Here is a 14,427-nt window from a genome sequence, read left to right as displayed (position 1 = left end):
GATCCTCGTGCGGCCCCCGGTCAGGGCCCGCCCTTCTCCATGCACGTTAAATCTTTCCTAAAGGTTTATGTCCGAAGATGCGGCGACATTCGGATCGTCTGCGGATACCGTTCTTGACCAAGGCTTCGACCCAGAGGGCCGCCCAGGTGCCGGCCCGCACAAAGGCGCATGTGCATGTGCCTGTCACCGCTCCGGAGCGGACCCAGAATGCTGCCCCGAACGGAATCCGGTCTGGGGAGCCTGCCTGCGCGCAGGCCCAGCTTCCGGCGCATGTGCCCGTACCGCGCCCCGTGCCGGCCCATGCGCCCGCCGGCGGCGCCCAGCAGAAACCTGTGCCGCGACCGATGCCCATCCCGCCGCCGGGCTTCGGCCCCGGCGTTCGGAGTGGCGCGCGCATAGCCGGGCCCGCCCGCCTGAAACGGCGGCACTGGTCGCTGATGCTGAGCTTCGTGCTGGGCGTGCTGCTGCCCGCCGCCGCCGTTGCCTGGTATCTCTGGGACCGGGCGGCGGACCAGTATGCCTCCACCGTGGCCTTCTCAGTCCGCACGGAAGAGACCAACTCGGCGCTGGAGCTGCTGGGCGGGCTCGCGCCGCTGTCGGGGTCGTCTTCCTCGGACACCGACATCCTCTACGAATACCTGCAGAGCCAGAAGCTGGTGGCGGAGATCGACGCGGCGGTGAACCTGCGCGCCATCTGGTCGAAACCGGGCGCCACCGACCCGTATTTCGCCTTCGATCCCGACGGCACGATCGAGGATCTCGTCGATCACTGGCAACGTATGGTAAAGATCTACTACGACGACGGCGCCGGGCTGATCGAGGTGCGCGTGCTGGCCTTCGAGGCGCGCGATGCCCAGCTTGTCGCGGAAACGCTGTACGATCGCTCGACGGAGATGATCAACGCCCTGCTGGCCACCGCGCGGGAGGATGCGATCCGCTACGCCCGCGCCGACCTCGGGAAGGCGGAGGACCGGTTGAAGGCCGCGCGCGAGGCGCTGACCTCCTTCCGCAACCGCAACCAGATGGTCGATCCCACCGCCGACATGGAGCGGCAGTCGGGCGTCCTGGCCAATCTCGAGGGGCTCCTGGCCAACGAGCTGATCGAATACGACCTGCTGGCGCTCCGGACCCGGGCCGACGATCCGCGGCTGACCCAGGCCGAAAGCCGGATCGGGGTGATCCGCGACCGCATCGCCGCCGAGCGCCGCAAGCTGGGCCTGGCCGGCGGGGCGGTCACGGATGAGGTGACGGGGGAGAACGGCGTCTATGCCGACCTCTTCGGCGAGTACGAGCGGCTGGTCGTCGACCGGGAGTTCGCGGAGGCGACCTATACCTCGGCCCGCGCCGCCTATGACGCTAGCGTCGCGGAGGCGCGGCGGCAAAGCCGCTACCTCACCGCTTACGTGCGCCCGACGCTGGCACAGAGCCCGCGCTACCCCGAACGCGAGATGCTGCTGGCGCTGGCCACGCTGCTGATCCTGCTGGTCTGGGGTACGTTGGTGCTGGTGATCTACGCGCTGAAGGACCGGCGGTGATGGGACGGGCGGTGGAGGCGCGCCGGTGATCCGCTTCGAGAACGTCACCAAGCGCTACGTCACGGAAGGCAAGGTGGTCACCGTGGTCTCGGGCATGAGCCTGACCGTGCCGACCGGGCGGTCCGTTGGGCTTCTGGGCCGCAACGGCGCGGGGAAGTCGACGGTGCTGCGCATGGTCTCGGGCGCAACCCGGCCGACGGAGGGGCGGATCGTCACCACCGGCCAGGTGTCCTGGCCCGTGGGCTTCGCCGGATCGTTCCACCCCGATCTGACGGGCCAGCAGAACTGCCGCTTCGTGGCGCGGATCTACGGGGTCGACACCGACGAGCTGGTGGACTTCGTCGAGGATTTCGCCGGCCTGGGGCCGCATTTCCGGATGCCGATCCGCACCTATTCCTCGGGGATGCGGTCGCGGCTGGCCTTCGGCATCTCCATGGGCATCCATTTCGACGTCTACCTGGTGGACGAGATCACCGCCGTGGGGGATGCGGCCTTTCGCGAACGTTCGGACGCGCTGTTCAAGGCGCGGTTGCGCTCGGCGGGGGCGCTGGTCTGCAGCCACGCCCTGCCGCAGATCCGGCTTTTGTGCGACAGCGGCATCGTGCTGGAGCACGGGCGCGCGTGGTATTACGACGACGTGGAAGACGCCATCGCCCACCACGTGCAGGCCATGGCCGCCGCCTGATCCGTCCCGGTTTCGCGCGCGAAACCGGTTGAGGGGCGCTGTCCCCACCGCTCCTGTGGAGCGGCTCCCCCGAGGTATTTTCCGCCAAGATGAAGGGCGGGGCGGCGTTCGGACCCGGGGTCTCGGGGGCGTTCAGTAGCGGCCGAAAGTGGCAGCGAGGGCGAGGACGGCTTGTGCCGCAGGCGCGTCGCGCCGGACGCCCAGGCGGGAGAGCGCCCGGAGGCGGGCGGGGCCATGCGCGGGGGCTGTATCCAGCCGGGCGAGCAGGGCGCGTGCATCCCCGGTCAGAAAAGGGGCGGCGCGGGCGAGGGCCGTGCGGTTGGCGGCCATGATCCGGCGGCCCTCCGGCCCCAGCACCCGGACGGCGCGGGTCAGCCGGGCACGCCAGCCGCGCGGCGCGCCCAGCACGTTTTCCCCGTGCTGGCGGTAGTCGAGCACCACGGCGTCATCCTCGACCACCGTGCCGCCGGCGCCGGTGATCAGCAGCGCCAGCCACCAGTCGTGGAAGGGGACGTCCACCGGGCCAACGGCGCGCACCAGCGCCAGCGCCTGCGGGTTCAGCACCGCCGCGTGGCCGGAGACCCGGTTCTGTACCAGCGCATTGCCGAAGGAGGGGGCGCCGCGGGGCCTGCGCGACAGGCCGAGCGGGTGGCCGTGGGTGTCGACGTGGCGGCTGCGGGCGGTGTAGGCCGCCGGGCCAGGGATGGAGTTCAGGCGTGACAGAGCCTGTCTGAGCTTTGCCGGATACCAGATGTCGTCTTGGTCCGAGAGCGCCACGGGCCCGGGGCCGAGGTCCGGGGCGCAGAGCAGCGACAGGAAATGCACCGACGCCCCGCGGCGCGGCCCCTCGTGCAGCGTCACCCGGTGGGGATGGGCGTCCCGGAAGCGGGCGAGGAGGGCGGCGGTGCCGTCGTCCGCCGCTTGTCCCGGCCCGTCGTCGGAGGCGCGCAGGTGCCAGTCCACGCCCTCTTGCGCGGCGATGGAGGCGAGCTGTTGGCCCAGGTGCGCGGCGCCCTGGTGGCAGGCCATCAGGACGGTGATCCGGGGCAGGGCAGGGACGGGGGAGAGAGCGGACTGGGACATGGGTGCGGGACCTTTCGCCCGCGATCCTCGCCCGGGACGGGTTAAGATTTCGGTCATAATTGTCTCATCCACGCTATGTCATTGAGCCATTGTTCCCCAAGTTGAAGGGGGCCGGTGTCCGTATCGCTATTTTTTGACGCGCTTGTGCTCTGCCGGTATCGGAGGCTGCGTGGCGCAGACTCGCCTGTGCCATCCCGCCCGGTGACGTTGGACAAGCCCGGCCGAACCGGCTAGAGAACGCCTGAAAACAGGCGCTTCCCTTCCATGTCCCCATCCTCCCCGCCCCCCTCCGAGATCGCCCGTCAGGTGCTGACCACCGAAGGCGAGGCACTGCACCGGCTGGCCCGGGAACTGCCCGAAAGCTTCGACGCGGTCACCGCCATGCTGCTGGAGGTGCCGGGGCGCATCATCGTCTCGGGCATGGGCAAGTCGGGGCACGTGGCGGCCAAGATGGCGGCGACCTTCGCCTCTACCGGGTCGCCGGCGCAGACCGTGCACCCCGGCGAGGCCTCGCACGGGGATCTCGGGATGATCACCCGCGCCGACGCGGTGATCCTGATCTCCAACTCGGGCGAGACGAAGGAACTGGCCGACATGATTGCTCATTGCGCGCGGTTCTCCGTGCCGCTGGTGGCGATGACCCGGCGGGCCAACAGCACGCTGGCGCAGGCCGCGGACCATGTGCTGCTGATGCCCGACGCGCCGGAGGCCTGTGCCATCGGCATGGCGCCCACAACCTCGACGACGATGGCCATGGCGCTTGGCGACGCGCTGGCGGTGGCGATGATGCGGCACCGGGGCTTCGACCGCGAAAGCTTTGCCGCCTTCCACCCCGGCGGCACGCTGGGCGCGCAGCTTTTGCGGGTGACGGCGGTCATGCACACCGGCGACGAACTGCCCGTGGTGGCCGTCGATACGCCCATGCCGGACGTGCTACTGATCATGTCGCAGAAGGGGTTCGGCGTGGCCCTTCTGGTGGAACAGGGTCTGCTGACGGGGATCATCACCGACGGCGACCTGCGTCGCAACATGTCCGGGCTGATGGACTGCAGCGCCGGTGAGGTGGCGACCCGCGCCCCCCTGACCACCTCGCCCGACACCCTGCTGCTGGAGGCGCTGGGGGTCATGAACGACTCCAAACGCACCGTCCTGCCGGTCACCGAGGGGGGCAGGCTGACCGGGCTGATCCACATCCACGACGCGCTGCGCGCCGGGGTGGCGTGACAGCGGCGCCGGATCGCGAGAACATGGGACGCAGGGCAGGGACATGCCCACGCCCCGACAGACACCGGCAGGGCAGAGCGCCCTTCCCCAAAGCAACGCAGTTACAGGGTCAATTCCCATGAAAACCGTGATCTTCATTCCCGCCCGCTATGCCTCGTCCCGGTATCCGGGCAAGCCGCTGGTTGGGCTGAAGGGGGCCACCGGGCATGAAAAGAGCCTGATCCAGCGCGCTTGGGAAGCGGCGCGGCAGGTGAAGGGGGCGGATGCGGTCTATGTGCTGACCGACGATGTCCGGATCCGCGACGCGGCGCGGGCCTTCGGCGCCGAGGTGCTGATGACCTCGGACCGGGCGCGCAACGGCACCGAGCGCTGTGCCGAGGGCGTGGCGCAGCTGCCTGAGGCGCCGGAGGTGGTGGTGAACCTGCAGGGCGACGCCCCCCTGACGCCGCCGTGGTTTGTCGAGGCGCTGATCGCGGCCATGCGGGACGACAAGGTCGAGATGGCCACCCCGGTGCTGAAATGCGACCACGACACCCTGTCGAACTTCGTCTCGGACCGCCACGCGGGCCGGGTCGGCGGCACCACGGCGGTGCTGCGCCGCGACGGCACGGCGATCTACTTCTCGAAGGAGGTGCTGCCTTACGTCGGCAACCTCGAAACCCCGCCGGAGGTCTGGCACCATGTCGGCGTCTATGCATATCGTCCGGCGGCGTTGGCCGCCTACATGGCTTGGGAGGAAGGCCCGGTGGAGCGCGCCGAGGGGCTGGAGCAGCTGCGCTTTCTCGAAAACGGCGGCACGGTGACCTGCGTGCCCGTCGAGGCGCGCGGCCGGGTGTTCTGGGAACTCAACAACCCCGTCGACGTCGCCCGCATCGAAGGTGTGCTGAAGAAGGAAGGCATCGCATGAAGACCGTCACCGTTTCCGCCCCCGCCGGCGATGTCGCCATCGCCCAGAACCGCCCCTTCGTGCTGATCGCCGGGCCCTGCCAGCTTGAATCGCACGACCACGCCCGGATGCTGGCCGAGAAGATCGCCGCCGCCGCCGAGGCCGCGGGCACACGCTGGATCTTCAAGGCGAGCTACGACAAGGCGAACCGCTCTTCGCTGGAGGGGCGGCGCGGGCTCGGGATGAACGAGGGACTGAAGATCCTCGGCCTGATCCGCGAGGAATTCGGCGTGCCGGTTCTGACCGACGTGCACGGACCGGAGCAATGCGCCCCCGTGGCCGAGGTGGTGGACGTCCTGCAGATCCCTGCCTTCCTCTGCCGCCAGACCGACCTGCTTCTGGCCGCCGGAGAGACGGGCGCGGCGATCAACGTCAAGAAGGGCCAGTTCCTGGCCCCCTGGGACATGGGCAACGTGGCGGAGAAGATCGCCTCGACCGGCAACGACCGCATCCTGCTGTGTGAGCGCGGCACGACCTTCGGCTACAACATGCTGGTCAGCGATTTCCGGTCGCTGCCGATCATGGCCGGGACGGGCTACCCGGTGGTGATGGACGCCACCCATTCGGTGCAGATGCCGGGCGGGCAGGGCAAGTCCACGGGTGGCAAGCGCGAATACGTCGAACCGCTGGCACGCGCGGCGCTGGCGGTGGGGGCGGCGGCGGTCTTCATGGAGACGCACGAGGACCCGGACACCGCGCCGTCCGACGGGCCGAACATGGTGCCGGTCGCGGATCTGGGGCGCATCCTGAAGGGGCTGAAGGCCATCGACGCGCTTACCAAGGGATAGGTTTTCAGCAGATTTTTTGAAGCATGGATGCGCGGACTTGGAGATCTTTGTCGGAAACGGATGAGGATTTCTCCATCTTAAGAAAACGCCACGACTTGCCGTTTGCCCAGCTGACCTGCCACGGAACTTTCATCCAGCCGCGACCGGAGCCTAGGTGGCGCGGGAGCTGATCGCAGAGGTGCGATGCTTCCCCTGCATGGTCGCCAGCGACAACGGGACAAAGCTCACATCAACCCTGAACAAAGCAAACTGATAAACGCAGACTTCGAGGGGAGCAGGTCAGAAGGCGTTACCGACCCAACCGAATTTCTGACGTTGAGTAAGCGGTTCCGAGCTTGGGTGTGCTCTCGTCAGCCTGTCTGAAAAGTGACGATGGTGCCTGTCTAAGTTAACGAAGCATTAACCTGCTCCACGGATTCTGTGGCCGCAGTGCTGTCTTCCGTTTCAGGGGAAGCAGCACGCCTAGTGCCAACTCGGTGGAGGGGAGGATCGTGGCCAGATCACGGAAAGAAAAAGGAAACTCGACATCACGAGGATTGCGCTTGATCCGATGTAGTTGCAACTATGAGCTGCGGTACGCTTGCTCGGCGTGCCCATACTGTTTCCGACCGACACCCCTCTTAAATCGCTGGTGGTTCCCGTTCGGCCTATTTGCGATATTGGCGACGTTATTTTGGCTGAATAGCTAGGCCATTTTGTGTGCGTATCCTGCGCCCAAAAAAAGAAAAACCGTATGAAAGAAGCGATCCATGTTTGCGTACAAGGAAAGGTTGTCAGAAAAACAAGCTGCGTGAAGGAGCTTCTTTTTAGCCGGATTTCCTTGGATAGCCGCAATCTGATTTTTCTGGCCGTCAAGCGATGATGGGCTGGTGACTCCACCGGAGTATTGCATAACGATTGGGACATGATAATCTTATCTCGCGGTACTTCGATCACGGTCAGGATCCGCAGCTTTTTCCCATGGTGAGCTGGTTACGAACGAAGTCCATTGCGTAGACATCATTCTGCCGACGGCTTCTTGGCGATCCGTAATCCGCTTGTTCTCGTCGGGCGCCTTCAGTCCTCTTATCTCGTCAGTCAGAGGGCCGCCTACTTCTTGTTGAAATAGGTCGCCTGAGCGATACCAGGTTTGCGACAGATCTCCGCGACCGGTGTTCCTGCTCGCATAGCCAGAGCGCGAACGCCCTTCCGCATCTCTGAACTTCGACGCATCAGGTTTTTATACGTCTCGTAGCTAAGACAGCTTAGCTGAAAGCTCCAACATCCAGCGCTCCAGTTTCTAAGAGGCAGGGCAGGTGGTGACGAAAAACCGGGATGGAAAAATCGTAAATGTCTGTATCGGTTTTGACCTGGTTTTGTCCCGTTTCCTGCCTTAGCAACCGTGTCTATTTTTGGAGCTGAACCTGCCAAGCTATGCCAGTTTTGATGATCGCGTTGGCGATTGCGATGATGATGAGTTTGTGTGGCTTTCCGCGCTCTTTGAGGCGTTTGGCGGCAAGCTTGAGAACTGGATTGTGGCAGGCGGCGGCGAGTGCATCCTAGAACAGACACCGGACACGAGGCCCACGTAGCCGGTTCCGATCATCGCGATTTTCATGAACGCACTCCCAAACTGCCCGCCGTTCGGTGCAGACCCTTGGGCGGCGCGCAGGTGTTTGTCAACGGACCGGGACGGCGCAGGCCGTCCTTCGCCGTCGCCCCGGTAGGGTCAGGAAAGACGCTCACGCAGCTTTGCCAACGTCCCCGTTACCAGTTTTTCCGCGCCGTCCCGGGTCGCGGCCTCGGCGTAGCAGCGGAATTCCGGAGCGTTTCCGGAGGGGCGCAGGTGCACGACGCTGCCATCGGAAAAGGTCGTGCGAAGGCCATCGGTTTCGTCCACGCCCGCCTCTGTCCCGTAGCCGTCGAAGAACGCCGCCCGAGCGTCAGCGGAGCCGCTGAGTTCCGCGATGAAAGCCTTGGACACCTCCGTTTCGATTCCCTGGATACGGTCGGCGGCGGTGTACACGGCAGGGAGAGCGTCCCACAGCGCGGAAAGGGTGACGCCCTCTGCCTTGGCCGCGGCCAAAGGGGCCACGATGGGCAGCAGGCAGTCGCGGGTCATCAGCGGTTTGAGCGGACCGGCAGGGGCGTCGGCGGTGAAACCGAGAAGGAACCCGCCGTTCGCTTCGTAGCCGACAACGCGCGCCGCGGGATCGCCGGCCAGCGCCTCTTCCATCGCGGCGATCACGAAGGGCGATCCGATCTTCGTCCGCTCCACACGTTCAAAACCGAACGAGGCATCGCCGATCATGGAGTTCGAGGACACGGGCGTGCAGACGATCTTTGCCCCCAGCGCCTTGGCAGTCAGCGCGCCCAGCACATCGCCCGGCACCACCCGTTGCGCATCGTCCACCACCATGGGCCGGTCGGCATCGCCATCGGTGGAGACAAGGACATCCAGACCATGTGCCTGAAACCATCCGGCGAACAACTCCTTCGTCTCGGGATCCAGCGCCTCCGTATCGACGGGGATGAACACGTCGGAGCGCGCGATTGCGACGGTTTCCGCGCCAAGCGCCTGGAAAACCTCCATCATCAAATCGCGCGCCACGGAGCTGTGCTGGTAGACACCCACGGTCATCCCGTCGAGGCATCGCCCGCAAGCGGACACGTAACGCGCCCGGTAAGCGTCCTGCGCCTGTGCGACCGCCAGGTCGCCCTGTGCACCGGTCGCGCGCGGCTGGCCGAGGGCGGCGTTGATCCGGGTCTCGTCGGCTTTCGAAATCTCGCCGGAAGGCACGTAGAACTTCAGCCCGTTGCGATCCGCCGGGATGTGGGAACCGGTAATCATGACAGCCGCCGCCCCGGCTTCCAACGAAGACAGCGCCAGCGCGGGTGTGGGCAGGGCACCGCAGTCCACGGCCTCCAGCCCGGCGTTGCGCACCGCGTCTATGACCCAACCCGAAATCTGCGGCGACGAGGGGCGGAGGTCCCGGCCCACATGCACCGATCCGCCGTGTGGGCAGGAGGTGAGGAACGCGGACACGTAGTCATGCACCAGGTCTTCGGTGATCTCCACCACCAGGCCGCGCAGGCCGCTTGTTCCGAATTTGGGCGCCATGTCTGGACTCCATTCGTGCGTCGGTTGCGTTGTCCCGCAGGGCGTCGGGCATGGCAAGGGAAAGGTTGGACGCAGGACGCGTCGAGCGATACGGGCGTGCAGGGGCGCGCAGACGTTGGGCGCTCCACACGCTCTGCGCAGGATGTCGGCCCACGTCCGGCGCGCAACTGCCCGCTTTGTGCTGAGCGCCGAGAATGCGCGCTGGGGCAGCTTTTACGACTGCCTCTACGGCACCGATGCAATGGGGGTTCGCCGCGATGCGCGCCACCGGAGTCGTAGCTGCCAACCGGATCGTGACTGCGCCCATGGTGATCTCTATGGGGGCATCCGGGCTTGGCTCTCCCTCCGGCAACGGTGTCGTAACCACCATTGCCGCGAACTCCACCTCGTCTTCGGGAGCTGGCAGCACCAACTTGCCCTGCCGAGCCAAGGTTCGCCATGCTGACAGGTGGTTTGCCTTGATCCCGTGCCGCCGTGCAACGGCAGCAACCGTCGCATCGGGCCGCAACGTCTCGGCCACAATCCGCGCCTTCACGGTGTCAGGCCATTTGCGGTTGCGCCGCCGACCTCCATCCTCCGTGAGAACCTCCTTCCTGATCCGCTCCCAAGGAGCCGATCTCAGATCAGGAAGCCGAACGGTAGGTGGGAGCAGAACACCGGTTGCGATGAGGTCCGCATCGATCCGGTCGGTCTTCGCCCGCGTGCCCCGGGACAACACGAAGGCCTTGATCTGCGCCTGAGGCAACTGAACGGCTGCGATTTCTACGGCAGCAAGCTCCGTACAGAGCACCCATTCCTGGCCACCCGTAGCCTCAAATCCAACTTTGACCTACCGGGCATTTGCAGGATCATTGTCAATCGGCAGCGAACTTTGACCCCCTATTGGAGCGCCCCTCCGGGTGGACAGCATCACGCGGCGGTTTTGACAGGGTTGAGGGCGTTGCCGGTTTCGATGATGTCGCAGTGATGGGTGAGGCGATCCAGAAGCGCGGTCGTCTGCCGGAGGGCCATGCCGAAAAGGACCTTCATCGTCAGGCAGGTCTGGATCGCGGCATCGCTCTACTGCGGCTGCCGGCCTCGCTTGCCCGCCGGTGGCGGCACCCAGACCATGTTCGGATCGAACCAGATCGTGAGGGATCCGCGCTGCTTCAGTGCTTCGTTACAGGCCGGCCAGTTCTTGGTCTTGTAGCTCGGCGGGATGGGCCTGTTCATGCAGATCAGCTACCACGCTGGATTCGCGAGACGAATCCTTCTCAACCTTTGCGCAACAAATCCGCTAGGAGGTGTAAACGTTTCATAGCCATTTTTTTCCGCAGTGCAGCAAGGTGGTGCAAGAATGTTAGACGATGGCGCTTTCGCCATGCCTTCGATATTGCGGCTTTCCCTCAGGCTGGCGCAGAGTGCAGCTACGGAAAATTGTAGATCATCGGGTGCAATTTGAAAGTCTTACGGTTTTTCTCCTGTCAGCAGTGCGGTCATTCATTGCGCTATGGGAGCGATCGGTGCGGAGGCTGTCATAATAGCACTCCATTCTACAACCGTTCTTGGCTGAAGTACCTTCTGATTCTCATGGCGTTAGTGCTTTTGGCATTCGCAGCATTTTGGCTGATCTTGAAATTGGCTTAATATTATTAAATATCAGTCACTTATCGCATAAGAAGGAAGGCCGGAAAAGCCACGAGTGCCCACCCCAAGATGAACATGAGTGCGTCGATCATGCGGTCGGATATTGGGTAGGGGCGGCGGTTTCGGTTGGAAGGGCGCATGGCTGAAGAGCACCATGCTGAAGTTAATTTATTATTGATGTCTGCACGGTTTTGACGAAGCCTTGGCTTCGGCTTCCGTGGCAATAGGTAATGGTCACGGCGAGAGCGGTGGCTAACGAAAAAACTTTAGACATCTGTAGTAGCCGGTGTAGCCGGACGGCAGCGTGGGCGTCGCGTTTCCAAAGTTGTCATCACTATATCGCGGGCCTTCGGCGAGTGTGCCTGCGTCCTCAGCCCCTTTCGTGACATTGCTGCACGATGCGCTGCCTAAGCGTGGATTCCAAGGTCACCAGCAACAACTTCGGTCATCTCACCCTTCAAGCGACATTCTCGAAGCTGGAAACGACGGCTTCCTCTTCCTAGCTAGCACAGAGGCTGCGACCTAGGAAAAGGAGGAGCGCTGTTCATGTCTTGGTTCAGCCATGAACTGATCTGCACAACTCAAAGGAGAATAAATGGCGTGCCTCAACAAAAGAAAAGCACAGGTTCCGCATATGAGACGACAATCTATGATCAATGTGCTGATCGTTAGATTTCGAGATCTTCAGGCGAGTGTCCTGCATCGATTGCTTTGGCAAACCAAAATGGCTTGCGGCCACGACCTGACCAAGTTAGTTCAGGGTTCTTAGGGTCACGATACTTTGGAGGAGCTTTTGAAGCCTTCGCCACTACGGCAAGATCGGCTAGAGAGAACCCCATTTCCTTAGCAGCGGCTTCAGCCGCAGCGCGAGCCTCATCAAGTTGACGCTTCTCAAAGCTCTTTATGGCTTTGCTAACGTCCTTTTCAAGCTGCTTTAGCTCGTCCAAAGACATTTTCTCAAGATCTATTGATTGCATGAATCTCCCCAATGCTGCTCTGAAGAGCACTATAAATTCAAAATCTTGTAGGCGATAGAGTTTTTAAGCGCATCAGGATGTCGAAGCCTATCGTTCTTACGTTTTTTGGTCAATCTTGTAGTATATATTTTCAAATTTTAAACATTAAGTTTAGTGACCTCAAGCAAAATGCTGAGTATGTGACTGGGCGTATCTACTTAAAAGGGAAGGTGATCAAGTGCCAGCTTGCACTCGCTCCTCCGGATTTTGGGAGTGCCCGCACGCTGATTTCTGACGCTACGCGGCGGGATTGTACAACCTTTTTTGCCATGAACTGGACTGGCGTAATTTTTCAATGTGCACTGCTCCCCAACCTTCGACCGCCGGAAGCTGGAATTTCCCGGCTATTTCACGATGGCGGGCTGGTAGCGTCATTGGATAATGCATGGCGATCGGGACGTTGTATCCGATCGCGCTGTGGGGACGATCCTCGTTGTAGTGTCTACGCCAAGCTTTCAACTTTTCACGGGCGTCGGCAAAGCTCATGAACTAGTGCGCGTTCAGACACTCAGACCGGAGCTTGCTGTTGAATGCCTCGATGAACCCGTTGTCCGTCGGTTTCTCAGGCCGAGAGAAGTCCAACGCGACGTCGTTCGCATAGGCCCAGAGATCGAGGTCACAGGATATGAACTCGCTGCCGTTGTCCACGCGAATGTTCTTCGGATAGCCGATCCTGCCACAGACTTTCTCCAGCGTCTGCACGACGTCCTCGCCCCGGTAGGTGAACCGGGGATCCGCCGCCGGGCACATTCGGGAATGGGTGTCCACCACCGTCAGGATGCGGAGCTTCTTGCCCATGGCGAGCTGGTCGTGAACGAAGTCCATCGCCCAGACATCGTTCGGGCCGATGGCTTCCTGGCGGTCCTCCCGCAGCTTCGCCTTCACCCGACGCTTCGGGTGCTTGTGCCGTAACTGAAGCCCCAACTCATTGTAAATCCTCCGGGTCTTCTTCATGTTGATCACCCATCCCTCTCGCCGCAGCAGAACGTGTACGCGTCGGTAACCATACCGCACACGCGTTTCGCAGATCTCCTTGATCCGCCGTTCGACGGCAGCCTGATGCGTCCGCCGGGACTTGTAGTGGTAGCTGGACGTGTCGAAGCAGATGGCCCCACAAGCCTTCCGGATCGACACGCCCCAGTCGACACACATCCCGGTCACGATCTCTCGCAGACGATCAGGCTTCAGAGCTTTCGGCGGATGACGTCCTGCAACATCTCCCGGTCAAGCGTCAGGTCCGCCACAATCTTCTTCAGTCGCGTGTTCTCGTCCTCGAGCGCCTTCAAGCGCCGCATCTCGTCGGGCAGCAGGACGTGAAGGAGGGCCGGATCTGGACCTATCTTCGGGATGATCAGCCCTGGGGCGGGACCGAAGCGGGTCTTGCGTTCGACCAGAGACGCGACGTTCATCTTCCCCGTGGCGCGCTCGAAGATCATCAGGTCTCCGAACATTTCCCGTGACTTGACGTGTTCAGGTCGCTGATGGATCGACCGCTCCGGCGGAAAGACCTTGCCGCGTGACCTGCGCGCATGGCGTGGCCTTCTTTGCTTTCTGCGGCTGGGAAGGTGCCGGGCGAGGTCGTCGGCGCGGCCCTCGGGGCCATAGATCCAAGCATAGATCGTCTCGTGGCTGATGCGTGCTTCATGGCCCTTGAACCCAAGGCGGCCAGCGATCTGCTCCGGTGACCACCCGGCTTGGAGCTGGTCGACGATGGCCTGACAGCGCCTCGAGCCTCAGCAGCTTCCGCCGCCGCGCACGTCTGGCCAACGCATCCTTCTGAGCGATTATCCCGTAGTACCCATTAAGCTCCGGCAATTCGTCATCACGGAAGGCGTTGCGCTTGATCTCGCGGTAGATCGTAGCTCCAGTCACTGTCCGATTGTCGGGGAGGTACTCAGCCTGCCAATGGCCTCCGCAATCTTCCGGATCGGGGCCTTGGCATTCAGCATATCCTCGATCTGGCGTCTTCCACGCAGGTTCAGTTCCGTATGGGCCAAATTAGTTCTCCTTGCTTTCCAGCAAGATAGAGCTTCTGTCGCAACGCACTTTAGAATGTGCCCTGCTTACAAAAGTTTGTCTGATAAGTTTGATTATGTAATTAGCGTTTCACACAAGCACTCGTTGTGATCTTATTTGCTAGATTCTGTATCGACCCAGCGGAATCTGCTCAGGTTAGGCCGCTAATCTGAATGCCTCGACAGGCGTGCGCATGGCAAGCGCCTGATGAGGGCGTCTCGCCATGTTTACTCCTTCGTGACTGCACGCTGCCGGATCAAGAGCAGAAAATCCACCTAACTCGCCTGTTCAGAGTTGTCGGGCCACCTCTCAGCCACGCTCACTGCGATCTTTCAAGGACACAAGCAGAGCCATATCGATGAACTGGCCCCGTGGATTTATGCCGTCACCGTGTGATCGGGACAGCGC

At 62.8% G+C, this 14,427-nt stretch carries 9 protein-coding genes and 3 pseudogenes; 5 read left to right on the top strand and 7 right to left on the bottom strand.

Annotation, left to right across the window (positions count from 1 at the left end; genetic code table 11):
• Nucleotides 1-113 precede the first annotated feature (113 nt).
• Both ABFK29_RS25055 and ABFK29_RS25050 read left to right on the top strand, forming a co-directional pair.
• Nucleotides 114-1,535: a hypothetical protein gene (locus tag ABFK29_RS25055; RefSeq protein ID WP_347100753.1), complete on the top strand. Its 1,422-nt coding sequence runs from the start codon at nt 114-116 to the stop codon at nt 1,533-1,535.
• 25 nt (nt 1,536-1,560) lie between these two features.
• Nucleotides 1,561-2,220, top strand: coding sequence for an ABC transporter ATP-binding protein (locus tag ABFK29_RS25050; protein WP_347100752.1), 660 nt, complete (start codon nt 1,561-1,563; stop codon nt 2,218-2,220).
• A gap of 132 nt (nt 2,221-2,352) precedes the next feature.
• On the opposite strand, the gene ABFK29_RS25045 is transcribed toward ABFK29_RS25050, so the two are convergent.
• Nucleotides 2,353-3,303 carry a glycosyl transferase gene (locus tag ABFK29_RS25045; protein WP_347100751.1) on the bottom strand — a complete coding sequence of 317 codons (951 nt, stop codon included), beginning with the start codon at nt 3,301-3,303 and terminating at the stop codon, nt 2,353-2,355.
• Between the two features lie 264 nt (nt 3,304-3,567).
• Between ABFK29_RS25045 and ABFK29_RS25040 the strand changes: the two genes are divergently transcribed.
• From ABFK29_RS25040 to kdsA, 3 genes are all read left to right on the top strand, one after another.
• Nucleotides 3,568-4,527 (top strand): KpsF/GutQ family sugar-phosphate isomerase, encoded by a 960-nt coding sequence (locus tag ABFK29_RS25040; protein WP_347100750.1) that lies wholly within the window; start codon nt 3,568-3,570, stop codon nt 4,525-4,527.
• A 118-nt stretch (nt 4,528-4,645) separates the two neighbouring features.
• Nucleotides 4,646-5,434, top strand: a complete 789-nt coding sequence (locus ABFK29_RS25035; RefSeq protein WP_347100749.1) for a 3-deoxy-manno-octulosonate cytidylyltransferase — start codon at nt 4,646-4,648, stop codon at nt 5,432-5,434.
• Nucleotides 5,431-6,261: a 3-deoxy-8-phosphooctulonate synthase gene (kdsA, locus tag ABFK29_RS25030; RefSeq protein ID WP_347100748.1), complete on the top strand. Its 831-nt coding sequence runs from the start codon at nt 5,431-5,433 to the stop codon at nt 6,259-6,261. Before ABFK29_RS25035 ends, kdsA begins: the two co-directional genes overlap by 4 nt.
• 1,708 nt (nt 6,262-7,969) lie before the next feature.
• Here the strand turns inward: kdsA and ABFK29_RS25025 are convergent.
• The 6 genes and pseudogenes from ABFK29_RS25025 to ABFK29_RS25215 all read right to left on the bottom strand — a co-directional run.
• Nucleotides 7,970-9,361 carry a phosphomannomutase gene (locus tag ABFK29_RS25025; RefSeq protein ID WP_347100747.1) on the bottom strand — a complete coding sequence of 464 codons (1,392 nt, stop codon included), beginning with the start codon at nt 9,359-9,361 and terminating at the stop codon, nt 7,970-7,972.
• On the bottom strand, nt 9,291-10,079 hold the full coding sequence (locus ABFK29_RS25020) for a transposase (RefSeq protein WP_347100802.1): 789 nt from the start codon (nt 10,077-10,079) through the stop codon (nt 9,291-9,293). Before ABFK29_RS25020 ends, ABFK29_RS25025 begins: the two co-directional genes overlap by 71 nt.
• Nucleotides 10,080-10,333: 254 nt before the next feature.
• Nucleotides 10,334-10,573 (bottom strand): annotated as a pseudogene (locus ABFK29_RS25015) (transposase); the annotation flags it as partial.
• 1,082 nt (nt 10,574-11,655) lie between these two features.
• The gene (locus ABFK29_RS25010; RefSeq protein ID WP_347100746.1) at nt 11,656-11,964 is read right to left on the bottom strand and encodes an H-NS histone family protein; all 309 of its coding nucleotides are present in this window, start codon (nt 11,962-11,964) and stop codon (nt 11,656-11,658) included.
• Nucleotides 11,965-12,355: 391 nt separating this feature from the next.
• Nucleotides 12,356-13,313, bottom strand: a pseudogene (locus tag ABFK29_RS25005) (IS3 family transposase); the annotation flags it as partial.
• A 60-nt stretch (nt 13,314-13,373) separates the two neighbouring features.
• Nucleotides 13,374-14,000, bottom strand: a pseudogene (locus ABFK29_RS25215) (IS30 family transposase); the annotation flags it as partial.
• Nucleotides 14,001-14,427: the final 427 nt, after the last annotated feature.

The sequence above is a fragment of the Sagittula stellata E-37 genome (assembly GCF_039724765.1).
In the GTDB taxonomy this organism is placed as follows: Bacteria; Pseudomonadota; Alphaproteobacteria; order Rhodobacterales; family Rhodobacteraceae; genus Sagittula; species Sagittula stellata.
This window is presented reverse-complemented; position numbering and strand designations above follow the sequence as displayed.